Here is a 22,605-nt window from a genome sequence, read left to right on the forward strand (position 1 = left end):
CGATGCACCCAGAACGGCGACAAACACCTGTGCCGTGCGCACCTCCCCGGTCTGGGGGTCAATCACATCGATCGTATGGCCGGCGTAATCGACGAACAGTCGTTCACCTGCAGGATGACGCTGTCGCATCACCGGCGACAGCTTACCTTCCCAGCGCGTGTACAGCTCGCAAAACCGCGAATAGCCATATCCATCAGGATGGCCAGAACGATATTCTTCCCACAGGAGCATCAACGTCACGCCCTTGCGGCGCAACTCACGGTGAATATGTGCCCAGTCAGGCTCGGTCGCACGGTTCGCAATATCACGCGCCGTGCGTGGATAAATCAGGCGCTCAAGGTCCGTATCGGACATATCTAGCGGTAGCGGCCAACTCAGATCAACCGCGGCAGCCCGATCCAGATAGGCCTGAACCGTTGTCCGCCCAATCGTCAGGCTGACCCCAATTTTACGGGTCGAAAGACCCTCGGCAGACAGTCGCAAAACATCTCGTATCTTCCGCATCGGCAATCTCTTCATCGGGCTTCCTTCCAGACCAAAAAGCCAGACGGTAGCCAGTTACAGATTGCCTCGCAGCATCACATCACAGGGTGGCCGGATACTCCGGAATCAGTGGCCGGATAAAATCGGAATGGGTGGCCGGATACTTTCGGAATCGCTGGCCGGATCGCTCCGGAATACGCAGCTCTGCCAGAAGTCGCAAAGTGTCATCCGTGCCGTCAATCGAGTCATTCTGGTAGACGACAATATCGTCAAACCCAGCAAGCAGATGATGCGACACCCATTCAAGGATGTTCGGCCCTTCGTTCTTCACTGTCGCAACAAGCAGGGTCCGTCCAATGGCAGGCTTTTTCATTCTCTCAACACCGACTTGTTGCGTTTTTCGATCGTCAGGACAAAACATCAGAAACGGCAGCCCCGTTCAATGACAGAAACGACCGGGAGATATCCAGATATTCATAGTATCAGTCTGTTCAGAAAAACATCGGAAACGAAGCGAAGATACTGCAAAAGCGCAACGGCCTTTGTGATCGACGGAGATGCCTTAAATCAAAAACAGCCCGACAATCGCCGGGCCGCTCTTCTAATTCTGCATGGGTTGCACCGCTGGGCTAGCCCAACATGTCCTTGACCATCGGCCCGACTTTTCCAAAATCCATCTGGCCGGTGTATTTGGCTTTCAACGCGCCGATCACCTTGCCCATGTCACGGATCGACGTCGCATCAGATTCGGAGATTGCCGCTTTGATCGCTGCGGCGGTTTCGGCCTCGCTCAGCTGCTTGGGCAGATACTCTTCGATCACCACGATCTCGGCGCGTTCCTTCTCGGCCAGTTCAAGCCGCCCACCCTCTTCGTAGGCGCGGGCGCTCTCGTGGCGCTGCTTGACCATTTTCCCAAGGATCGCAAGCACTTCGGCATCGGTAACCTCTGCCCCTTCGCCCTCGCCACGCATGGCGATTTCCTTGTCCTTGATCGCAGCATTGATCAGGCGCAGTGTTGACAGGCGGGCGGCCTCTTTGTTCTTCATCGCGTCTTTAAGGGCCAACGAGACCCGTGTTCGCATATCCATAGAGAATGCTATCCCCGGCAATTTTCCAAGACCTCACAATATCGCGACGCGACTTTGCTTACAACAGGATAGATTTCAGCTAAGTCATTGATAAATATCAATAACGTAAATTACCCCTTCCCTCTTGACCCTGACTGTCCCTGACCCTAGTTTGCCGAGAATTTTGAGACGAGGAGTCGTTGTCCATGTCCACCATCCTTGCAGATGCAACCGCCAAACCGACCGCCTGTCTGGCATTGGCGGATGGTACGATATTCTATGGCAAAGGGTTTGGCGCCGTGGGCGAAACGGTGGCAGAGCTTTGCTTCAACACCGCCATGACCGGTTATCAGGAGATCATGACAGATCCCAGCTATGCCGGTCAGGTCGTGACCTTCACCTTTCCCCATATCGGCAACACCGGCGTGAATGCCGACGATGACGAAACCGCAGACCCCGTCGCCGCCGGCATGGTGGTCAAATGGGACCCGACCGAGGCGTCCAACTGGCGCGCCACAGAGCAGCTGACAGCCTGGCTGCAACGGCGCGGCCGGATCGGCATCGGCGGTCTTGATACCCGTCGCCTGACCCGCGCGATCCGCCAGCAAGGGTCGCCGCATGTGGCACTGTCCCACGATCCCGACGGCAACTTCGACATCGAGGCGCTGGTTAAAAAGGCGCGGGCATGGTCCGGCCTTCTGGGGCTTGATCTGGCCAAGGATGTGACCTGTGCGCAATCTTACCAGTGGGATGAAATGCTTTGGGCCTGGCCAGACGGGTATACCAAGCGCCCGACCAAGGGTCACAAGGTCGTCGCGATCGACTTTGGCGCAAAGCGCAACATCCTGCGCTGCCTGGCCTCGGCCGGTTGCGATGTCACGGTCCTGCCCGCCACCGCCACCGCAGACGAGGTGCTGGCACTAAACCCTGCGGGCGTATTCCTGTCGAACGGTCCCGGCGATCCGGCAGCCACCGGCGTCTATGCCGTTCCGATGATCCAGGGCGTGCTGGAGCGGTCCGCAGTTCCCGTGTTCGGCATTTGCCTTGGCCACCAGATGCTGGCACTGGCGCTGGGTGCAAAGACCGTCAAGATGAACCACGGTCACCATGGCGCGAACCATCCCGTCAAGGATCTGGAAACCGGCAAGGTCGAGATTACGTCGATGAACCACGGCTTTACCGTGGACAGCCAGACGCTTCCGGCCGGTGTGAAGGAAACGCATGTGTCCCTGTTCGACGGGTCGAACTGCGGTATTCGCATGGCCGACCGTCCGGTATTTTCGGTGCAATATCACCCCGAGGCAAGCCCGGGCCCGCAGGACAGCTACTATCTGTTCGAGCGGTTTGTCGCAGCGATCGAAAAAACAGCCTGATTTCAAGCGGCTTTAACGCGTTGTTAATCTAAAGCGGTGAAGTCTGAGGCCTAGTGCCTTTGGACTTTGCCCATGACACCGCATATTCGTGTTCATACCGACCCGGCCCCGATCCGCCCCACAAAACCGCGCGGAACCGGGCGTGTGCCCTTGGGGCAGCTTCTGTTGGACAGCGGCGCGCTGGCCCCCGGCGACCTGTTGCAGGCCCTTGCGATGCGCGCCCGTCAGGACGCACGGCTGGGCGACATCCTGCTGACACATGGCATGGTCACGGAACACGCGCTTTTCGCGGCATTGTCACAGCAATGGTCGGCGCAGGTTGTCGATCTGGCGGCAGGTCCGGCTGACCCGCGACTGATAGATCAGGTCGGGCCGGAATGGTGCATCCGCCACGGGGCCATTCCATGGCGCAAACTGGGTGGCATCACCATCTTTGCCACCGCCCGCCCGGAACAGTTCATGGCCCTGACACAGGATCTTCCGCTGTCACTGCGCCCTGCACTGATGGGGTTGGCCCCCGACCGCGAGATCCAGAACGCGCTTTTGCACTCGCGCCAATCCGCCCTTGTGCGCAAGGCGGAAACCCGTGTGCGGCCAGAGGATAGCTGCCGCAGCTGGCATGTTCCGGTGCTGCGGCGATGGGTTCTGTCGGTCCTGATTGCGGTTCTGGCACTGGCAATCGCGGCACCTATGACGCTGTTCAGCCTGCTGTTCGGCTGGGCGGTTCTGACCCTTGTCTTGAGTTCCGCGCTGAAGGCCGCTGCCGCCGTGATCCATTTGCGACAGCCCCCGCCGATTGTCGGCCCCGACGCCCCCATGATCGCGCGACTGCCAACCGTTTCGATCATGGTGCCGCTGTTCAAGGAAACCAACATCGCGGGGCGGTTGGTCAAGCGGTTGCAAAAGCTGAATTATCCGCGTGAAATTCTGGATATCTGTCTGGTGACCGAAGCCGACGACACCCAAACCCGCGAGACATTGGCCCGCACCCATCTGCCGCCCTGGATACGAACTATCGCCGTGCCGCGCGGCACGCTGAAAACCAAGCCCCGCGCGCTGAACTACGCCTTGGATTTTTGCCGGGGGTCGATCATCGGGGTCTACGACGCCGAAGATGCCCCCGATCCGGAACAGATTCACAAGGTCGTGCGCCGCTTTCATCAACGCGGGCCGGATGTAGCCTGCCTGCAAGGGGTGCTTGATTTTTACAATGTCCGCACCAACTGGCTGTCGCGGTGCTTTGCCATCGAATACGCATCATGGTTCCGTATCGTATTGCCAGGCCTGCAAAAAATGGGCTTTGCCATTCCCCTTGGCGGCACCACCCTGTTCTTTCGCCGCGACGCGCTGGAACGGTTGGGCGGCTGGGACGCACATAATGTCACCGAGGATGCAGATCTGGGTATCCGCCTGGCGCGCTACGGCTACCGCGCGGAACTGATCGACACCGTGACAGAGGAAGAGGCGAACTGTCGTGCCTGGCCCTGGGTCAAGCAACGATCCCGCTGGTTGAAGGGATACGGCATGACCTGGGGCGTCCACATGCGAAGTCCGCGCCGACTGCTGGCCGATCTGGGCTGGTGGAAATTCATCGGAGTGCAGCTGCTGTTTCTGGCTACGCTATCGCAATTTGTCCTCGCGCCGCTCCTCTGGAGCTTCTGGTTGATCCCGCTGGGCCTGCCGCACCCGTTTTCGGGCGGGGAAACACATGGGCTATTGATGGCGCTGGGGCTGCTGTTCTTTTGCACCGAATGCGTGAACATCGCCGTCGGGATACTTGCCGTGCGCGAAACGAAACACCGGCATCTATACCCGTGGATCCCGCTGCTATACGTCTATTTCCATATGGGCGCGCTGGCCTCTTACAAGGGCATATACGAACTGGTGACAAAGCCTTTTTACTGGGACAAAACCACCCACGGGCTGCACGACCAGCCCGTGACCGCCCCGCCTACGGCTCCTCTGACGTCCCTGCGTCAAGCTTGAGCCGGGTCTCAAATGCCTTGGAAATATGGCGTTTCAACGCCTGATAGGCCGCGTCGCCGTCTCGGTTTTCAATCGCGGTGACGATGGCATCATGCTCTGACACAGTCATCTCGCCACGCCCTGCCGCCGCAATGGACGTACTGGCAAGCAAGGCCATGGACCGATACACAAGGTCCAGCTGCTGCACCAGATAGCGGTTGTGCGAGGCCAGATGGATCTGCTTGTGGAACCGCCGGTTCGCCCGCGACAAAGCGCCTGGATTTTTCTCCAACGCGCGGTCTTCCTCGACCATGTTGCGCAGAACACGCACCTCTTCTTCGGCCGCGTGACGGGCGGCAAGGCGGGCGGCAAGGCCCTCCAGCTCTGCCCGCACGACGTAAAGCTCTGCCAGTTGGTTATGATCCAGCGAGGCGACAATCAGGCTGCGCCCGTCACGGGTCAGCAGGGATTGCGTCTCAAGTCGCTGCAATGCCTCGCGAATCGGGGTGCGTGAGACGCCGAACCGCTCTGCCAGTTCTGATTCCACCAACCGGTCACCGGGGCGATAGATGCCCGTGTCGATCGCATCAAGGATCAGCGCGTAGGCGTCCTTTTGCACTGTTTTCAGGTCTTTCATTTCATTCCTCGTCATCGTCGCGCGACCCTACAGTGCCGCGGGTGCCCGGATCAAGCATTCCCGCGTTGAACCCCGCCACATTCAGGGCTAGCCTGCGCCCATGGTAGCACAACATTTCGATCATGTGTCCGCTTGGGTCTTTGATCTGGACAACACATTATACCCGCCCTCGGCCCGCCTGTTCGACCTGATCGAGGTGCGGATGACGGCCTACGTCATGGATGCCCTTGGCGTCGACAAAGGCACGGCCAACCGGCTGCGGTCCGAATACTGGCGCGACTACGGCACGACATTGGCGGGGTTGATGGATGTCCATGGCGTCGACCCTGCGCCTTACCTGACCGACGTGCATGACATCCCGATGGACGCGCTGATGCCCGACGCCACCCTGGCCGCGCGCATCCGCGCCCTGCCGGGCCGCAAGATCGTCTATACCAACGGCTCTGCGCCCTATGCCGAACGGGTGATCGCCGCGCGCGGGCTGTCGGGCCTGTTCGATGCGGTCTACGGGGTGGAACACGCGGGGTTTCGCCCGAAACCGGAACCGCGCGCCTTTCAGACCGTGTTCGCCGCCGATGGCATCGACACATCCCGCGCCGCCATGTTCGAGGATGATCCGCGCAACCTTGCCGCGCCCCACGCCATGGGCATGCAATGCGTCCACGTCGCCCCCGACCGGCTGGAGGCCCCGCATATCCACCATCACACCGACGATCTGACATATTTTCTGGGTCAGGTGCTGCGCTAAACCTTTCCCAAGGCCCGTCTTCGTCCTACATCTAAGCGATGGAAAAACATCACGTCGATATCTTGATTTCAGGCGGCGGCGTCGCGGGCCTGACAGCGGCTTGTGCCTTTGGCACGGCAGGGTTCTCTGTGCTTTGCGTCGATCCCGCCCCCCCCGTGACAGAGCGCGATGCGCCCGGCTCCGACCTGCGCACCACGGCCTTTTTGCAACCTGCCCGCATCTTTCTGGAACAGGCCGGGCTGTGGGGCAGGCTCGCACCCCACGCAAGCGACTTGCAGATCATGCGGATCGTGGATGCGGGCGGCGACCGGCCAGAACCCCGCGCGGTCAAGGATTTCGACGCCGCCGATATTTCCGACCTGCCCTTTGGCTGGAACCTGCCCAACTGGCTGCTGCGGCGCGAAATGCTGGGGCGCATCGCAGAACTGCCGAACGTAGAATTCCGCGCAGGCGTGGGCACCACCCTCGTGCTGACCCGCCAGACAGAGGCGCTGGTCGCCTTGTCGGACGGAACGCCGGTCGCGGCCAGGCTGCTGATCGCGGCTGACGGGCGGAACTCTCCCGTGCGGGAGGCGGTTGGAATTGACGTAAAAACAACGCGCTACGGCCAAAAGGCACTGACTTTTGCAGTCACCCACAGTGTCCCCCACGACAATGTCTCGACCGAGGTGCACCGCAGTGGTGGCCCCTTTACGCTTGTGCCATTGCCCGACCGCGACGGGCACCCCTGTTCTGCGGTGGTCTGGATGGAACGCGGGCCAGAGGCGGCGCGCCTTGCCGCCCTGTCAGACGCCGCGTTTGACGCCGAGGCATCGACGCGGTCCTGCCATTTGTTCGGGCCTTTGACGCTGGTCAGCCGCCGCACAGTCTGGCCAATCATCAGCCAGATCGCCGAACGGTTTTACGCAGAGCGCACCGCCCTTGTCGCCGAAGCCGCCCATGTCGTGCCCCCGATCGGCGCGCAGGGGCTGAACATGAGCCTCGGGGATATGCGCGTTCTGCTGGATCTCGCGCTGGCCAATCCCGCAGACCTTGGATCGCCCAAGATGCTGGAAACCTATAACCGCCGCCGCCATCCCCAGGTCCGCCTGCGGGTGACGGGCATCGACGCGCTGAACCGCGCGTCGATGGTCGAAGGACAGGTCATGCGGGATCTGCGGGCGGGTGCCCTGAACGCGCTTTATTCTGCTGCCCCCGTCCGCAAAACGCTGATGCGGGCGGGGCTGGGGGTCAAGGGGGCGACCTAACCCCTTCTTGGTTCTACAAATATCCATTTCGACCGGGATATTGCAAGACCAGCGCCGGTGTTAAAGCACCCGGTCGATCACGGCTTTCAATCGGCCAACAGCCCCGTCCACATCGTAAAGCTTGTCCAGGCCGAACAACCCCAGACGGAAGGTGCGAAACCCGTCAGGCTCGTCGCATTGCAGCGGCACGCCAGCCGCAATCTGCATGCCCTCTGCCATGAACGTCTTGCCAGTCTGGATGTCGGGATCATCGGTATAGCTGACCACGACCCCCGGCGCGCCGAACCCTTCGGCGGCAACAGATTTGATGCCTTTCTCGGCCAGCAACGCCCGCACGCGATTGCCCAGTTCCCACTGCGCGGCGCATAGTTTTTCGAACCCGTAGGCCTTTGTTTCCAGCATCGTATCGCGAAAGGCCCGCAGGGCGTCGGTGGGCATGGTGGCGTGATAGGCGTGCCCGCCGCCTTCGTAGATTTCCATGATCGACAGCCATTTTTTCAGGTCCAGCGCAAAACTGTTCGACGTGGTGCTGTCGATCTTGTCCCGCGCCAGTTTCGACATCATCACCAGCCCGGCCGAGGGCGACGCCGACCAGCCCTTTTGCGGCGCCGAAATCAGAACATCGACCCCGGTTTTTTCCATATCGACCCAGGCGCAGCCCGATGCGATGCAGTCCAGCACCATCAACGCGCCCACCTCGTGGGCGGCGGTGGCAAGGGCCGCGATATAGTCGTCGGGCAGGATCAGGCCGGCGGATGTCTCGACATGCGGCGCAAAGACCACTTCTGGCCGCGCCTCGCGGATTTTCGCCGTCACTTCGTTGATCGGGGCGGGTGCGAAGGCGGCTGTAGCGCCGTTTCCGGTCTGCCGCGCCTTGAACACCGTGGTTTCAGAGGTAAAGCCGCCAGCGTCGAATATCTGCGACCAGCGATACGAGAACCACCCGTTGCGAACCACCAATGCGTGGCGCCCGCTGGCAAACTGACGCGCGACCGCCTCCATGCCGTAGGTGCCGCCACCGGGCACGATGGCCACGGAATGGGCATGATACACCTCTTTCAGCATCCCCGAAATATCGCGCATAACCTCTTGAAAGGATTGCGACATCGAGTTCAGGGAACGGTCGGTGAAAACCACCGAATACTCCAGCAGGCCATCGGGATCGACTGTATTCAAAAGGGCGGTCATGTTCATGTCCTTTGCATTGGTGCCAAAGACCTAGCGCAGCGCCCCGCAAAGTTCAAAAGATATCGGCGGGACTTATTGCCCCAGTGGCCCCGCAAGGCGCTCTTCGCTCAGCATCACGTTCGCTTCGACGTCACCCACCCCCGGCAAGGTCATGATCCGGCGGCGCAGCACCCGCTCGAAATCCGGCAGGTCACGGGCGACGACGCGCAGGCGGTAGTCGTATAGGCCCAGCACATGCTGCACGGTCTGCACCTCGGGGATGGCGGTGACGGCGCGCTCAAAATCCTCAAGGCTGACGCGGCCCTTGGTGGCCAATTTGACCCCCAGAAACACCGTCACCCCGAACCCCAACGCCTCGGCGTCCAGCACAAGGCGTCGCCCCTTCAGGATGCCCGCCTCTTCCAGCCGCTTGATCCGCCGCCATGTGGCGGGTTGGCTAAGCCCAAACAACCGCCCGAGGGCACCCGCGCTTTGCGTGGCGTCCGTGGCCAGCGCGCGCAGGATGTCGCGGTCTGTGGCGTCAAGCGGGATCATATCGGCAGCGCCTCTGAGGTTTTGATCGTGGCGATATGCATCAGGGATTCGATATCGGCGATATGCGGCAGGGTCAGGATACGGCTGCGATACAGGGTCTGGTAATGTGCCATGTCGCGGGCCAGCACGCACAGGCGCACGTCAACGCGGCCAAGGAAGGTCTGGATCTCGTAGACTTCTGGCACCTCGCGGGCGGCGGCAAGAAAGTCGTCGAAGGCATTGCGCTGGGTCTTGTCCAGCGTGATGCGCAACGAGACATCAACGGCATACCCAAGCGCGACCCAGTCGATCACCGCCTGATGCCCCTTGATCACCCCCGATTGCGTCAGCTTTTCCAACCGGCGCCAACAGGTGGCCGTGGTCACACCTGCCCGTTCCGCAAGGTCCGTGGTGGACAGGTCCGGTGCGGCCTGCAAGTGGCGAAGGATGCGGCGGTCTGTATCGTCGAGCATGGATATTTATATAACCAAGAGTTTTACGCATGATTTTTGCAATTTAATACAGAATTAGCGAAAGATTGCAAAGTCATTCGCGAGATATTCGCTAGATTGCCCTTCAGACGAACACCCTAACATGACAAAGGAGCGCCCGATGCGCGTTTATTACGATCGTGACTGCGATATCAACCTGATCAAGGACAAGAAAGTCGCCATTCTGGGCTACGGCAGCCAGGGCCACGCCCACGCGCTGAACCTGCGCGACAGCGGCGCGAAGAACCTTGTCGTGGCGCTGCGCGAAGGATCGCCTTCGGCCAAGAAAGCCGAAGCCGAGGGCCTGAAGGTCATGGGCATCGCCGAAGCTGCCGCATGGTGCGACCTGATCATGTTCACAATGCCCGACGAATTGCAGGCAGACACCTACAAGAAATATGTGCATGACAACCTGCGCGAAGGCGCTGCGATGGCATTTGCCCACGGCCTGAACATCCACTTCGGCCTGATCGAGCCCAAGCCCGGCGTCGACATCATCATGATGGCCCCCAAGGGCCCCGGCCACACCGTACGCGGCGAATACACCAAAGGCGGCGGCGTGCCCTGCCTTGTTGCCGTTCATCAGGACGCATCGGGCAAGGCCATGGAACTGGGTCTGTCCTATTGCTCTGGCATCGGTGGTGGCCGGTCCGGCATCATCGAGACCAACTTCCGTCAGGAATGCGAAACCGACCTGTTCGGCGAGCAAGCGGTTCTGTGCGGCGGTCTGGTTGAACTGATCCGCATGGGTTTCGAGACACTGGTCGAGGCCGGCTACGAGCCGGAGATGGCATACTTCGAGTGTCTGCACGAAGTGAAACTGATCGTGGATCTGATCTATGAAGGCGGCATCGCCAACATGAACTACTCGATCTCGAACACCGCTGAATACGGCGAGTATGTTTCCGGCCCACGCATCCTGCCCTACGCAGAAACAAAGGCACGGATGAAAGAGGTTCTGACCGACATCCAGACCGGCAAGTTCGTTCGCGATTTCATGCTGGAAAATGCGGTTGGTCAGCCCTCGTTCAAGGCAACCCGCCGCCTGAACGACGAGCACCAGATCGAAAAGGTCGGTGAAAAGCTGCGCGCGATGATGCCTTGGATTTCTGCCGGTCGCATGGTCGACAAAGCCAAGAACTAAGCTACATCTGACCCGATCCTGAAAGGCACCGTTCGCGGTGCCTTTCTTTTGTTTGAAAGAGTTGTCATGACCACCCCCACCTCTCCTGGATTGATCAACTGGCTGCGCATCATCGGCGTCGCCATTATTTGGGGTGGCGCGTTCATGACGGTGTCGATCGCCCTGCGCGATCTTGGCCCCTTGAGCGTGGCTGCGGGCCGGATTGTTGTGGGGGCTGTGGCCCTGTTCGGGCTGATGAAGGTGCGTGGCGGATCCTTGCCCGCCCTGTCAGAACGCCGGATCTGGGGCTTTGCCCTTGCCATAGGGGTGTTTTCCAGCGCACTGCCCTTTGCCCTTCTCAGCTGGGGCCAGCAATACGTCGCCTCGGGTTTTGCCGGAATGACCATGGCGGTTCTGCCGATTTTCGTTTTGCCGCTAGCGCATGTTTTTGTGCCGGGCGACCGGATGACCCTGCGCAAAAGCATAGGTTTCGGCGTTGGTCTGCTGGGCACGGTTCTGCTGGTCGGGCCTGACGCGCTGCACACTGTCGGAAACGAGGTGGAATCGCTGGCGCGGATCGCCTGTTTGGGCGCCGCGTTGTCCTATGCGGTAGGGTCGATCATCACGCGGCTTTGCCCCGAGGTGAACCAACTGGCGCTGTCCACCGCAGCCCTGATGCTGGCGGCGGTGATTCTGGTGCCGCTGGCATTGATCGCGGACGGCGTGCCCCATGCGGTTCCGCCGCGGGCCCTGCTGGCGCTGCTGTATCTCGGGGTGGTGCCGACGGCGGTCGCCTTTGTGGTCAAGGTCGCGGTGATCCGGTCTGCCGGGCCGTCCTTCATGACGCTGACCAATTACATGGTGCCGGTCTGGTCGATCCTGATGGGGGCCGTGTTTCTGAACGAGACGCTGCCAACGCAACTTTTCTATGCGTTGGCATTGATCCTGACCGGCATCGCGATCAGCCAGTGGCGATCGTTGGTGCGCCTGTTCGGGCGGGCCTAAACGGCGGCCTCTATCCGCTCCACGATCCCGTTGACAACCTCGGCCAGCATCAGCTCGTCCTCGCATTCCGCCATGACCCGCACCAAAGGTTCGGTGCCCGACTTGCGGATCAACAGCCGTCCCTTGCCGATCAGCCGCTTTTCGGCATCGGCGATGCTGGCGAGAACATGCACGTCGTTCAAAGGTTCCTGCCCTGCGGCATAGCGCACGTTTTTCAACAACTGCGGGCAGCGATCGAAGGATTTGATCAGGTCGCTTGCGGGCTTGCCGGTTTCCGCCATTTCCGCAAGAAACTGCAATCCGGCGATCAGGCCATCGCCGGTCGTGGCGTAGTCGGTCATCACGATGTGCCCCGACTGTTCCCCCCCAAGGTTGAAGCCCCCCGCCCGCATCGCCTCGACCACGTAGCGGTCACCGACGCCGGTGCGATGCAGCGCGATCCCCTTGCCGTGCAAGAACCGCTCCAGCCCAAGGTTGGACATGACCGTCGCCACCAGAGTATTGCCGTTCAACCGCCCCTCGACGGCCCAGCGGGCCGCCATAAGCCCCATGATCTGGTCGCCATCGGCCACGTTTCCGTTCTGGTCCAGGATCATCACGCGGTCCGCATCACCATCAAGGCAGATGCCCACATCGGCCCCGTGGGCAACGATGGTTTCGGCCGCAAGGCGCGTGTTGGTCGATCCGCATTCGTGGTTTATGTTGGTGCCGTTCGGGGTCACGCCCACAGGGATCACATTGGCCCCGAGTTCCCACAATACCTCGGGGGCGGCCTTGTAGGCGGCACCGTTGGCGCAATCCACGACGACCCTCAGACCGGCCAGCTTTACCCCGCGCGGAAAGGTTGTCTTGGCGTATTCAACGTAGCGGCCCAACCCGTCATCGATGCGCTTTGCGCGCCCGATGTTCTGCGGCTGCACCGGCTCCAGATCTGACATGACAAGGGCTTCGATCTCTGCCTCGGCCTCGTCCGACAGCTTGAACCCGTCGGGGCCGAAGAATTTGATGCCGTTGTCCATATGCGGATTGTGGCTGGCAGAAATCATGATGCCCAGATCGGCCCGCATCGAACGGGTCAGAAACCCGACCGCAGGCGTGGGCACGGGGCCCAGCAGCAGCACATTCATGCCCGTCGATGTCAAACCCGCCGTCAGCGCGTTTTCCAGCATGTACCCGGACAGGCGCGTGTCCTTGCCGATCACCACGCGGTGGCGGTTCTGTCCATCGCTGCGAAAATAACGCCCCGCTGCGGCCCCCAGTTTCAATGCCATCTCTGCGGTCATGGGATAGCTGTTCGCCTGCCCCCGGACGCCGTCTGTGCCAAATAGCTTTCTCATATTTTCAATCCCTCGATACCAATTACAACACTTTGAACCCGAATTGCCTGTTTCGTAAGTGCAATATCATGCACCCGTAAAATCTGAACGCCCTGCATCACTGCACCAAGGGCCACGGCCACCGACCCCGCGGCGCGATCTGCGGCCGCCTCGGCACCGCTGATCACCCCGATGAACCGCTTGCGGGACGCGCCCAGAAGCACCGGACACCCAAGGGCATGAAACAGGCTGATCCCGCGCAAAAGCGCCAGATTATGGTCCGGCGTTTTTCCGAACCCGATACCGGGGTCAACAATGATCCGGTTGCGCGGAATGCCCGCGGCCGTGGCGACAGCGATGCGGTCCGCAAGAAAGTCGTACACATCCAGAAGCACATCGTCATAAACCGGTGCCGTCTGCATGGTTTTAGGGTCGCCCTGCGCATGCATCAGGCAAACCGGCGCGCCCATGCCGGCAGTCAAGGCGGCAAGGCCCGGATCATGGGTAAAGGCAGCCACATCGTTGACCAGCGAGGCCCCAGCCATCAACGCGGCGCGAGCCACGGCGGATTTACGGGTGTCGATGCTGATCGGCACCGCCTGCCCTGCCCTGATCGCGGCGATCACGGGGGCAGTGCGGGCGATTTCGACGTCATCGGGGACTGTTTCGGCACCGGGCCGAGTGCTTTCCCCGCCGATGTCCAGAATATCGGCCCCCTCTTCCACCATGGCGGCGGCGCGGGCCAGCGCGGCCTCGGGGGCGTTGAATTTTCCGCCGTCGGAAAAGCTGTCGGGGGTGACGTTCAGGATGCCCATCAGGCGCGGTGCATCCCATGTCAGCCCGGCAATCGTGGCCCGGGGGGCGCTAATCGCGTGAAGAACGGCGGGCGGAATGCAGGTCAGCGGCACAAGGCTACGCGCGCCGCCCCGCTCGATCCGTTCGGCATGGCTGAACCAGCACCAGCCACCGGCAACGGGCAAGGCCCCCTGTGGGCGGCAGGGATCGGTCTGGACGATGGGGCGGTAATAGATGCTCATGGTTCGCAGGTTTCGGGGATTGCGGCCGCCTTGGCAAGGGCTAGAGCGAAAGGTTCGCGCCCAGATCGTGCCTCTCGACCGGCAGGTCCGATGATTTCGGCGCCGTATCGCCGATGACCAGCATGCGTTGCGCCTCCATCTCTTTTGCGAACCACAGCGCCAGCGCTTTTGCCTCTCGAGGAGAGGCCGAGGGACCATCTACCGCGTCCAGCACCATCTTTGACGGCGCCCAAACGCACATCTGGCCATTCTTCATCGCCCAGTCGAGTTCGGTGCGGGTGCCGACCACGACGCAGCGGCGATCACGGGCAGCCAGAAGCCAGGCGTTCTGTTCGATCGCCAGCAGGTCGATCCGGCGCTGCACGGCGGGGGCCGCTGTTTGCGGGGCCAACGTATCGGCGGGACCGACACAGATGATAACCGGCGCGGAACCTGCGGTCAGCTGATCTATCCAGCCGGTCAGATGCTCCGAGGCAATCGCCTCGTTCGACAGGAACACCACAACCGGATGCGGCAGCATCGCCCGCGCATCGACAGAGCGCAGATTGGTTTTGCTGCGGCTGCGCACGATCTCAACCCCAAGCGAGCCCGGACCGCGGTCCAGCTTTTCGATGCGGACGAAAACGCGCAGCGCCAGAGGTTCCAGCAAGATCCGCTCTGCCACGCGCTCTGCCAGCGTTTCCAGCAGGTTCAGACGCTCTGCCGCCAGTTCTGCCGCAATCGCATCTGTGATGGCGTCATAGGACAGGATGCGGTCGACATCGTCGTCCAGCGGGGCATTCGCGGGCTGCACCTCGACGACAACATTGAAGCGGATGCGTTGGGTATGGCCGCGTTCGGCCTGAAATGCGCCGATCTCGACCTCGACCGTGTGATCGCGCAGGGAAATACGGTCGCGCGGCGTCTCTCCGGCGGTGGCTTCGGCACGTTCCGAGGGATGCGCAAAGGCAAGACGGATATCATTGGTCATCGCGCTCTCCATCGCGGGGTCATTGCGTGCAAACTATGCGGGCATGTGCAACTATACCCCGTCAGGCACGGCAGTTACACCGTCACAAACGACCTATGGCCGGATTAGTTGCTGGAAAGGCGCGTGGGCTGGCGATAAAAATAATGAACGCCGATCGAGGCCGTGCGCGGAAAGGATTTGGCCCAGCGGGGGTTGACCGCCTTTGTGTGGTAATGCGTCGCGCCATCGGTCAGCGCACGCGGCGCCCCGTCCAGCATCGCGCGGGCAATTTTGCCCAGATTGCGGTAGGCATCGGGTTCATGGATCGCCTCGGCATTGCCATCGCAGGTATAGGTGAACTGGCACTGGTATTTGCGGCCCGTTCCCTGATGGATGACGCCGCAGACACTGTTCGGGTAACTGCCCGATGACACACGGTTCAGAATAACCTCGGCCACAGCGAACTGGCCTTTGACCGTCTCGCCGCGGGCTTCGAAATACAGCGCCTCGGTCAGGCATTGCCAGTCGGCGCTGCCCGCTGCGGCAGGACGCGCGGCAAGCCATGCGGTGTTATAGGTCAGATCCGTCGCGGTGGCGGCTGTTTTCGACGCTTTGATCAAGGCTTCGGGCGGGGCTGTCAGTTTCATCAGCCGATTGTCCTTCACCGCCCTGAGCGCGACCCGTTCCGTGCCCAGCAACTGGGTCAGCCGCGTGTCCAGCACCGATGTCGGCGCCGAGGACGAGCTGAGAGTGGTTTCGGAAAACGCCATCCCGGACAAAGCCAGAAACAGCGCGACGCTCAGTGATATGATCTTGTGGAAGGACATTCCAACTCCGGTGCAGCCTCTCGACCAGAATGGTTAAAACCAATCAAGCCGTCGGCGGGCGTAACGGAAAGGACTTTAGGAGTCTACTCCAAGGTCAAATAGCGACATAAAAAAGCCAGATTTCAGGCGGTTTTCTGCCGTTTATGTGCGTTTTTGGCGTCAAAATCAGTGTAATTTAACCACCTATAACATTGTTAAATATGGATAATATTGTTTTTATCCACAGATTTCACGCGCGGGTCCAATAAAGCAGCCTGTGCTGCGGCAAGCCGCGCAACCGGAACGCGAAAAGGCGAGCATGAAACGTAGTCAAAGCCTGCATTGCGACAAAATGCGATTGATTCGGGGTTGCCACCGTGTTCACCACAAATGGAAAGCACAACGTCTTTTCGTGCCGCTTTGCCCCGTTCAGCACCGATTTGCAGCAGCTCTCCGACACCGTCGGTATCAAGCATATGGAACGGGTCTTCGGGGTAGACGCCCTGCTGGACGTAGGCGCTCATGAAGCGGCCAGCGTCGTCGCGTGACAGGCCATAGGTCATCTGCGTCAGGTCGTTCGTGCCAAAGGACAAGAACGCCGCGTGACGCGCGATGTCGCCCGCGCGAAGGGCCGCGCGGGGCGTCTCGACCATGACCCCCAGTTTATAGGTAAAGTCGGTTTTCTTTTCGATCCGCACCGCCGCCGCAACGGCGTCGATGCGGGATTTCACCAGCTCGACCTCGCGCATGGCGCTGACCAGCGGGATCATGATTTCGGGCACGATCGGCGCGCCATTCTCGCTGGCCTCGACGGTTGCCTCAAAAATGGCGCGGGCCTGCATGTCATAGATCTCGGGCACGGTGATGCCCAGGCGCACGCCCCGCATCCCCAGCATCGGGTTGAACTCTGACAGGGCCTCTATCCGGCGGGTCACGTCGGACAACGGCAGGTCCAGGGCCTCTGCCATTTCGCGCATCCCGTCGCGGCTGGACGGTAGGAATTCATGCAAGGGCGGGTCGAACAGGCGGATGCACACGGGTAATCCGCTCATGATTTCAAACAGTTCCTTGAAGTCGGCGCGCTGCATTGGCAGCAGCCGCGCAAGCGCCGCCCGGCGGTCGTCAGATGCGTCGGCAAAGATCATCTCGCGCATTACGGTCAGGCGGTCGTCCTCAAAGAACATATGCTCTGTCCGGCACAAACCGATGCCCTGCGCCGCGAAACTGCGAGCCATGCGGGCGTCGGTCGGCGTGTCGGCATTCGCCCGCACCCCGATGTCGCGCACATCGTCGGCCCAGGTCAGAAGCGTCTGGAAGGCGTCATCAAGGGCAGGCGGCAACATCTCGGCGCTGCCCGCCAGAACCTCGCCGGTGGTGCCGTCCAGGGTGATGATATCGCCTGCGGAAAACGTGCGGCCCTTTACGGTGAACGAAGTGTCGCGGATGCCCAGCGACAGCTCCGAAGCCCCCACAATACATGGCACCCCAAGGCCGCGGGCGATGACGGCGGCGTGGCTGGTCATGCCGCCCCGCTCGGTCAAAACACCGATGGCGGCATGCATGCCGCGAATGTCCTCCGGTGTGGTTTCGCGGCGGACAAGGATGCAATCCTCGCCCCGCGCGGCGCTGGCCTGCGCGGCGGTGGCGCTGAACACGATTCGCCCCGTTGCCGCACCCGGACTGGCGGCGATCCCGCGGCAGAACACATCGCGCGGACCGCTCGGGTCGACCTGACGGTGCAAAAGTTCGGACAATGCGCGGGGCGGAATACGCAACAATGCCTCTTCGCGCGGGATGATCCCGTCGGTTGCAAGCGACACGGCAATACGCACATCCGCACGGGCACCGCGCGGCAGGCGCACCGCGTCAAGGATGCGCAAGTTGCTGTTCTCAATGGTAAATTCGACCTGCATTTCTTCGCGTAACCGCTTGCGAATGATACCACCCGCCTTTTTCAACGCCTCGAACGCAGCGGGGTTTTGATCTTCGAAGCTGGGACCGCGCAGATCGCGGGTCAGGAACATTGCCTCTTCGCCGGCGCGCAGGGCGTCGCGCCCCTGACTTTGGTCAAGATAGCGCCCCTTGATCTGCGGCAGGCCGGTCACGACATCCACAAACTGGATCACGCCGGAGCCGCAGCTGCCAGCGCCGACCCCCAACGCCATTTCCTGCACCACAAGGCCAAGGCCCGCATCAACGGGTGCGCCCTTGGCCTGACGCAGCAGGCGGGCGGTGGTTCCGCCCCATGCCCGCGCCATGGACCGCAAGACTTCGGACAGTTGCCGCGCCGGATCTTGTGGAAATTCCTCATCCGTTTCAATGGTATAGGCCGCTAGCATCGCCTGAAGCGCCGCAGCTGTCGGGTCTTTCGGCATCTCGAACATATCGGGGTCAAGGCGGGCCACATGCACGGAATAGGAATGGATAAACCGCAGGTAAAGCGCGTTCGCCGCCAGTTCGCCGTGGGTTTTGACCAGCCTGACGTGACGCGCGGCGGTCATGCCGATATTCAGCACGGCGCGGGGACCGCCCCAATCGGGATCCTGACTGCTGGGTCGCGCAGACAACAACGGGGCCTCGCCGAAAATCGTCATTAATTCCGTTATATCAGGGACATGGCTGGCCGATATCCGTTCGACGCAGGCGGTAGACAGCGCAACGGTTTTGGGCACAGGCAGGTCAAGCCGGATCAGGCGTTGCAGGCATTTCGCCCGCCCGCCATGTTGTTCGACGGAAATGCCCGCCGTCGGGGTGATCTCTGTAAAATCCGTATCTTTCTGCACAGCGGCAATCCTTATGCGTGGGTGCAGCATACGCCGAACGCGGTTTCACACAAGGGTTACATTACGGCGAAACCGCCGCGAAAACGGCTTACCCCTCGATGCGGGACATATGCACAACCGATGCACAAACTGTGCGGATGCGGTGCAACAGGTTCAGGCGGTTCCGGCGGATCGTCTGGTTGTCGGTGTTGATCTGCACCGCCTCGAAGAAGGCGTCGATGGGGCCGCGCAGGGTTGCGATGGCGGTCATGGCGCCGGCGAAATCCTCGGCCTTGAGGGCGGCGGTGATCCTGGCCTCGGCCTGATCGAGCGCGGTGAACAGCGCCTTTTCGGCGTCGTTTTCCGCGAACTTCAGATCGGCACCGTAAGAGTATTCGACGCCGTCTTTTTCCTCGGCCTGACTGAGGATGTTGTTGGCACGCTTGTAGCCCTGCAACAGGTTCTCGCCGTCGTCGGTTTTCAGGAAGGCGGCCAGCGCCTCGGCGCGCTTGACCAGAAGCGTCAGGTCGTCATTGCCCGGCATGGCAAGGCAGGCGTCGATCACATCGTGACGGATGCCCTGATCGCGCAGGTGGACCTTCAGGCGGTCATGGAAGAAGGACAGAAGATCGGTGCTTGTGTCCGGGATTGCGGTTTGTGCGGCAAGGATGTTTTCGGGCACATCGCCATCGACTTTGTCCAGCACCGTGCGCACAGCAGCGCCGAAAACGCCGTGATGCGCGATTTCCTGCAAGATTTCGGTCAACAATGTGTTTCTATGGTGTTCCACACCGCCGTTTTTGGCAATCTCGAAGCGCAAAAGCTGGCTGTCTATGAAGCGGTCGATGTTCATCCGCACACCATTGGTCAGGATCAGGCGGATCACCCCAAGGGCGGCGCGGCGCAGCGCAAAGGGGTCTTTTGACCCCGTCGGCTTTTCATCCACCGACCAGAAACCGGTCAGCGTGTCCAGCTTGTCGGCCAGCGCAACGGCGACCGAAACCGGTTCGGTCGGCACATCGTCGGACGGCCCCAGCGGCGAGTAATGCTGTTGGCAGGCAGTGGCGACCTGCGCATCAAGACCGGCGGCGGCGGCATAGTAGCGGCCCATAAGTCCCTGAAGTTCTGGGAACTCGCCGACCATTTCGGATTGAAGGTCGGCCTTGGCGACCTTTGCCGCCTGTTCGGCAAGACCCGCATCGGCACCGATCAGGGGCGCGATATTTGCGGCAAGTTCCGCGATCCGCGCGACACGGTCCGCCTGAGAGCCGAGCTTGTTGTGGAAGGTGACATGGGCCAGCCCTGCCCCCATCCCTTCCATGCCCTGACGTTCGACCGTGCGCAGGTCGTTTTCCCAGAAGAATTTCGCATCGGACAGGCGGGCCGACAGCACCTTCTGGTTGCCCGCAAGGATGGTCGCGCCGTGGTCTTTGGTGACGATATTGGCGACCGTCACGAATTTCTCGATCCGTCCGGTTACGGGGTTCCGCACCGAGAAGAATTTCTGGTGTTCGCGCATCGAGGTTTGCAGCACCTCTGGCGGCAGGCCCAGAAAGGCCTCTCCGATGTCGCCCATCAGGACAACGGGGAATTCGACAAGCCCTGCAACCTCGACCAGAAGGCCGCGGTCCTCGACCACCTCCAGCCCAAGGGCGAAGGCGGCGGTGGTGGCGTCGTGCCAGATGTGATCGGCGCGTTCGGCGGGGTCAAGGATGACGCGCGCCTTTTTCAGCTTTGCCTCGTAGTCGTCAAAACCGGAAACCTTGAACGCGTCGGGGGCCATAAAGCGGTGCCCGCGCGTGGTGTTGCCCGATGCGATGCCGTCAACGTCCAGAGCCACGACTTCGGAGCCGGCCTCGTCGGTCAGGATGCACAGGATGGAATGCAGCGGGCGGACCCATTTCAGGGTGCCGTTGCCCCAGCGCATCGACTTCGGCCACGGGAAGTTGCGGATCGCGTGGTCCAGCACTTCGGCGATGATATCGGCGGCGGGGCGGCCCGGCTTTTGCAGGACGGCAAAATAGACCTGACCCTTTTTCTCGTCGCGGATTTCAAGCTGGTCTTTGGTCAGGCCGGTCGACCGCAGGAAGCCCGCCAGCGCCTGTTCTGGCGCATCGGTGCGCGGGCCTTTGCGTTCCTCGCGGGTGGCGGGCGATGCGGCCAGCACGCCCTGCACGGTTAGCGTCAGGCGGCGCGGTGTCGAAAAGGCGGCGGCACCGGCATAGGTCAGCCCGGCCTCTACCATGCCGTTGGTGACCAGCGATTTCAGGTCGTCCGCAGCGCGGCCCTGCATGCGGGCAGGGATTTCTTCCGAGAAGAGTTCGATCAGCAGGTCGGGCATGATGGATTAATCCGCGTATGTATCGTTAAGCTGATGCCAGACAAAGGCCCGTCCATCAGGGAAAACAGCGACGATCCTGTCGACGCCATCGGCAATATTCTTGTGCGACAGAAAGGCCAGCGCCTCTCCGGTTTCCAGTTTGGCCCCGATGTCCTCGGGGTCAAAGCATTCGAACCAGCCCGGCGTGATCAGCGGCACGGCTTTTTCGTAGCTGACATAGGTTTCCGACAGCATTCCCAGCGACATCGGCGTTGTGAAACACCCGCGGAACCGCAAGGGGGAACTGGTGGCGTCGATCCCCTCAAAATTCTCGGCAAGGATCACCTCTGGTTCGCCGCTGACGATGCTGGTCAGTTCGATCCGGGTGGCGCCTTTGATCGCCGGATCGCTGCTGATCAGGACCGGTTGGTAATAGGCGTAGACCTGCAGGTAATAGATCGCGATGCCCGCGATGACGGCGATCACAGCGATAACCGTTGCTGGTATCTTGCCATTCATGCGGCCCACCCGCCGGCTGTCGTCTGCACAAAGGCATCGGCGCAGGCCTTGGCCAATGCCCGCACGCGGCCGATGTAGGCCTGACGCTCGGTCACGGAAATCACGCCGCGCGCGTCCAGCAGGTTGAACAGGTGGCTGGCCTTGATGCACTGGTCATAGGCGGGGTGCGCCATGACGATGCGCTTGCCGGTCTTGGGGTCATCGAAGGGCGCGTCAAGGATCGCCCGACATTCGGCCTCGGCCTCTTCAAAATGGCGCAGCAGGACATCGGTGTTGGCGATGTCGAAATTCCAGCGGCTGTATTCCTGTTCGGTCTGGCGGAAGATATCGCCATAGGTCAGCGGAATTGGCGCATCGGGCGCATTGAAGGCCATATCCATGACATGATCGACGCCCAGCACATACATCGCCAGACGTTCCAGCCCGTAGGTCAATTCCCCCGATACAGGATGGCAGTCATGCCCGCCGACCTGCTGGAAATAGGTGAACTGCGACACTTCCATGCCGTCGCACCAGACCTCCCAGCCCAACCCCCAGGCACCCAGCGTCGGGCTTTCCCAGTCATCCTCGACAAACCGGATATCGTGGATGTCCATGTCGATGCCGATGGCAGCCAGACTGCCCAAATACAGGTCCTGCATGTCCGGCGGCGAGGGTTTGATCAGCACCTGATACTGGTAATAATGTTGCAGGCGGTTCGGGTTCTCGCCATAGCGCCCGTCGGTGGGACGGCGCGAAGGCTGGACATAGGCCGCCGCCCAAGGCGTGCTGCCCAGGGACCGCAGGGTCGTCGCGGGGTGGAACGTGCCCGCCCCCACCTCCATGTCATAGGGTTGCAGCATGGCACATCCCTTTGACGCCCAATAGGCCTGAAGCCTGAGGATAATCTCTTGAAAACTACGGGGGGCTGTGTCGCGCGTTGCCATCTCGGACCCTTTGGTAAAGCGCGTTCTCAATAGGCAACACTCGGGGCGCGGTCAATGGATCGCACGGATTATTGACGTGCATCTGCCGCCCCGTCTGGTAGATTCTTTGCGATTGCCCCGCAACGGGGAC

At 61.3% G+C, this 22,605-nt stretch carries 20 protein-coding genes and 1 pseudogene; 6 read left to right on the forward strand and 15 right to left on the reverse strand.

Features of this window, described 5'->3' with window-relative positions; translation table 11 throughout:
- From ACEN2R_RS13315 to ACEN2R_RS13325, 3 genes and pseudogenes are all read right to left on the reverse strand, one after another.
- A pseudogene (locus ACEN2R_RS13315) lies at positions 1 to 519 on the reverse strand (IS21 family transposase); the annotation flags it as partial.
- A gap of 64 nt (positions 520 to 583) precedes the next feature.
- A complete protein-coding gene (locus ACEN2R_RS13320; RefSeq protein ID WP_442042980.1) occupies positions 584 to 856 on the reverse strand; it encodes a glycosyltransferase family 2 protein in 273 nt (90 codons plus the stop codon).
- Between the two features lie 256 nt (positions 857 to 1,112).
- The gene (locus tag ACEN2R_RS13325) at positions 1,113 to 1,571 is read right to left on the reverse strand and encodes a GatB/YqeY domain-containing protein (RefSeq protein ID WP_442042982.1); all 459 of its coding nucleotides are present in this window, start codon (positions 1,569 to 1,571) and stop codon (positions 1,113 to 1,115) included.
- Positions 1,572 to 1,756: 185 nt separating this feature from the next.
- Between ACEN2R_RS13325 and carA the strand changes: the two genes are divergently transcribed.
- Together carA and ACEN2R_RS13335 are read left to right on the forward strand one after the other, a co-directional pair.
- Complete coding sequence (carA, locus tag ACEN2R_RS13330) at positions 1,757 to 2,923, forward strand: glutamine-hydrolyzing carbamoyl-phosphate synthase small subunit (protein ID WP_442042984.1); 1,167 nt, start codon at positions 1,757 to 1,759, stop codon at positions 2,921 to 2,923.
- Positions 2,924 to 2,995: 72 nt separating this feature from the next.
- Positions 2,996 to 4,909 (forward strand): glycosyltransferase, encoded by a 1,914-nt coding sequence (locus tag ACEN2R_RS13335; RefSeq protein WP_442042986.1) that lies wholly within the window; start codon positions 2,996 to 2,998, stop codon positions 4,907 to 4,909.
- Here ACEN2R_RS13335 and ACEN2R_RS13340 read toward each other — a convergent pair.
- Positions 4,875 to 5,525: a GntR family transcriptional regulator gene (locus ACEN2R_RS13340; protein WP_442042988.1), complete on the reverse strand. Its 651-nt coding sequence runs from the start codon at positions 5,523 to 5,525 to the stop codon at positions 4,875 to 4,877. The two genes, ACEN2R_RS13335 and ACEN2R_RS13340, sit on opposite strands and share 35 nt — an antisense overlap.
- A gap of 100 nt (positions 5,526 to 5,625) precedes the next feature.
- On the opposite strand from ACEN2R_RS13340, the gene ACEN2R_RS13345 reads away from it, so the two are divergent.
- Both ACEN2R_RS13345 and ACEN2R_RS13350 read left to right on the forward strand, forming a co-directional pair.
- Positions 5,626 to 6,273, forward strand: coding sequence for a pyrimidine 5'-nucleotidase (locus ACEN2R_RS13345; protein WP_442042990.1), 648 nt, complete (start codon positions 5,626 to 5,628; stop codon positions 6,271 to 6,273).
- A 38-nt stretch (positions 6,274 to 6,311) separates the two neighbouring features.
- The gene (locus ACEN2R_RS13350; RefSeq protein ID WP_442042992.1) at positions 6,312 to 7,520 is read left to right on the forward strand and encodes a UbiH/UbiF family hydroxylase; all 1,209 of its coding nucleotides are present in this window, start codon (positions 6,312 to 6,314) and stop codon (positions 7,518 to 7,520) included.
- A 60-nt stretch (positions 7,521 to 7,580) separates the two neighbouring features.
- Here ACEN2R_RS13350 and ACEN2R_RS13355 read toward each other — a convergent pair whose 3' ends face one another.
- From ACEN2R_RS13355 to ACEN2R_RS13365, 3 genes are all read right to left on the reverse strand, one after another.
- Positions 7,581 to 8,708, reverse strand: coding sequence for an aminotransferase class V-fold PLP-dependent enzyme (locus tag ACEN2R_RS13355; RefSeq protein WP_442042994.1), 1,128 nt, complete (start codon positions 8,706 to 8,708; stop codon positions 7,581 to 7,583).
- Between the two features lie 72 nt (positions 8,709 to 8,780).
- Complete coding sequence (locus ACEN2R_RS13360; RefSeq protein ID WP_442042996.1) at positions 8,781 to 9,242, reverse strand: Lrp/AsnC family transcriptional regulator; 462 nt, start codon at positions 9,240 to 9,242, stop codon at positions 8,781 to 8,783.
- Positions 9,239 to 9,694, reverse strand: a complete 456-nt coding sequence (locus tag ACEN2R_RS13365; RefSeq protein WP_442042998.1) for an Lrp/AsnC family transcriptional regulator — start codon at positions 9,692 to 9,694, stop codon at positions 9,239 to 9,241. The genes ACEN2R_RS13360 and ACEN2R_RS13365 overlap by 4 nt, the downstream gene beginning before the upstream one ends.
- A 139-nt stretch (positions 9,695 to 9,833) precedes the next feature.
- Between ACEN2R_RS13365 and ilvC the strand changes: the two genes are divergently transcribed.
- The gene (gene ilvC / locus ACEN2R_RS13370; RefSeq protein ID WP_442043000.1) at positions 9,834 to 10,856 is read left to right on the forward strand and encodes a ketol-acid reductoisomerase; all 1,023 of its coding nucleotides are present in this window, start codon (positions 9,834 to 9,836) and stop codon (positions 10,854 to 10,856) included.
- A gap of 66 nt (positions 10,857 to 10,922) precedes the next feature.
- Entirely contained in the window at positions 10,923 to 11,840 is a 918-nt protein-coding gene (locus ACEN2R_RS13375; protein ID WP_442043002.1) for a DMT family transporter, read from the forward strand.
- Here the strand turns inward: ACEN2R_RS13375 and glmM are convergent.
- From glmM to ACEN2R_RS13415, 8 genes are all read right to left on the reverse strand, one after another.
- Positions 11,837 to 13,177 carry a phosphoglucosamine mutase gene (gene glmM / locus ACEN2R_RS13380; protein WP_442043004.1) on the reverse strand — a complete coding sequence of 447 codons (1,341 nt, stop codon included), beginning with the start codon at positions 13,175 to 13,177 and terminating at the stop codon, positions 11,837 to 11,839. The two genes, ACEN2R_RS13375 and glmM, sit on opposite strands and share 4 nt — an antisense overlap.
- Entirely contained in the window at positions 13,174 to 14,193 is a 1,020-nt protein-coding gene (gene folP, locus ACEN2R_RS13385) for a dihydropteroate synthase (RefSeq protein WP_442043006.1), read from the reverse strand. The genes glmM and folP overlap by 4 nt, the downstream gene beginning before the upstream one ends.
- A 40-nt stretch (positions 14,194 to 14,233) precedes the next feature.
- On the reverse strand, positions 14,234 to 15,163 hold the full coding sequence (locus tag ACEN2R_RS13390; protein ID WP_442043008.1) for a dihydroneopterin aldolase: 930 nt from the start codon (positions 15,161 to 15,163) through the stop codon (positions 14,234 to 14,236).
- Positions 15,164 to 15,267: 104 nt separating this feature from the next.
- Entirely contained in the window at positions 15,268 to 15,969 is a 702-nt protein-coding gene (locus tag ACEN2R_RS13395) for a cell wall hydrolase (RefSeq protein ID WP_442043010.1), read from the reverse strand.
- Positions 15,970 to 16,163: 194 nt separating this feature from the next.
- On the reverse strand, positions 16,164 to 18,761 hold the full coding sequence (locus tag ACEN2R_RS13400) for a putative PEP-binding protein (protein WP_442043012.1): 2,598 nt from the start codon (positions 18,759 to 18,761) through the stop codon (positions 16,164 to 16,166).
- A gap of 58 nt (positions 18,762 to 18,819) precedes the next feature.
- Complete coding sequence (gene glyS, locus ACEN2R_RS13405) at positions 18,820 to 21,051, reverse strand: glycine--tRNA ligase subunit beta (protein ID WP_442043014.1); 2,232 nt, start codon at positions 21,049 to 21,051, stop codon at positions 18,820 to 18,822.
- Between the two features lie 6 nt (positions 21,052 to 21,057).
- Positions 21,058 to 21,549 carry a DUF6446 family protein gene (locus ACEN2R_RS13410; protein ID WP_442043016.1) on the reverse strand — a complete coding sequence of 164 codons (492 nt, stop codon included), beginning with the start codon at positions 21,547 to 21,549 and terminating at the stop codon, positions 21,058 to 21,060.
- Positions 21,546 to 22,475 (reverse strand): glycine--tRNA ligase subunit alpha, encoded by a 930-nt coding sequence (locus tag ACEN2R_RS13415; protein WP_442043018.1) that lies wholly within the window; start codon positions 22,473 to 22,475, stop codon positions 21,546 to 21,548. Before ACEN2R_RS13415 ends, ACEN2R_RS13410 begins: the two co-directional genes overlap by 4 nt.
- Positions 22,476 to 22,605: the final 130 nt, after the last annotated feature.

The sequence above is a fragment of the Pseudogemmobacter sp. W21_MBD1_M6 genome (assembly GCF_052119585.1).
Classification (GTDB): Bacteria; Pseudomonadota; Alphaproteobacteria; order Rhodobacterales; family Rhodobacteraceae; genus JBGQOJ01.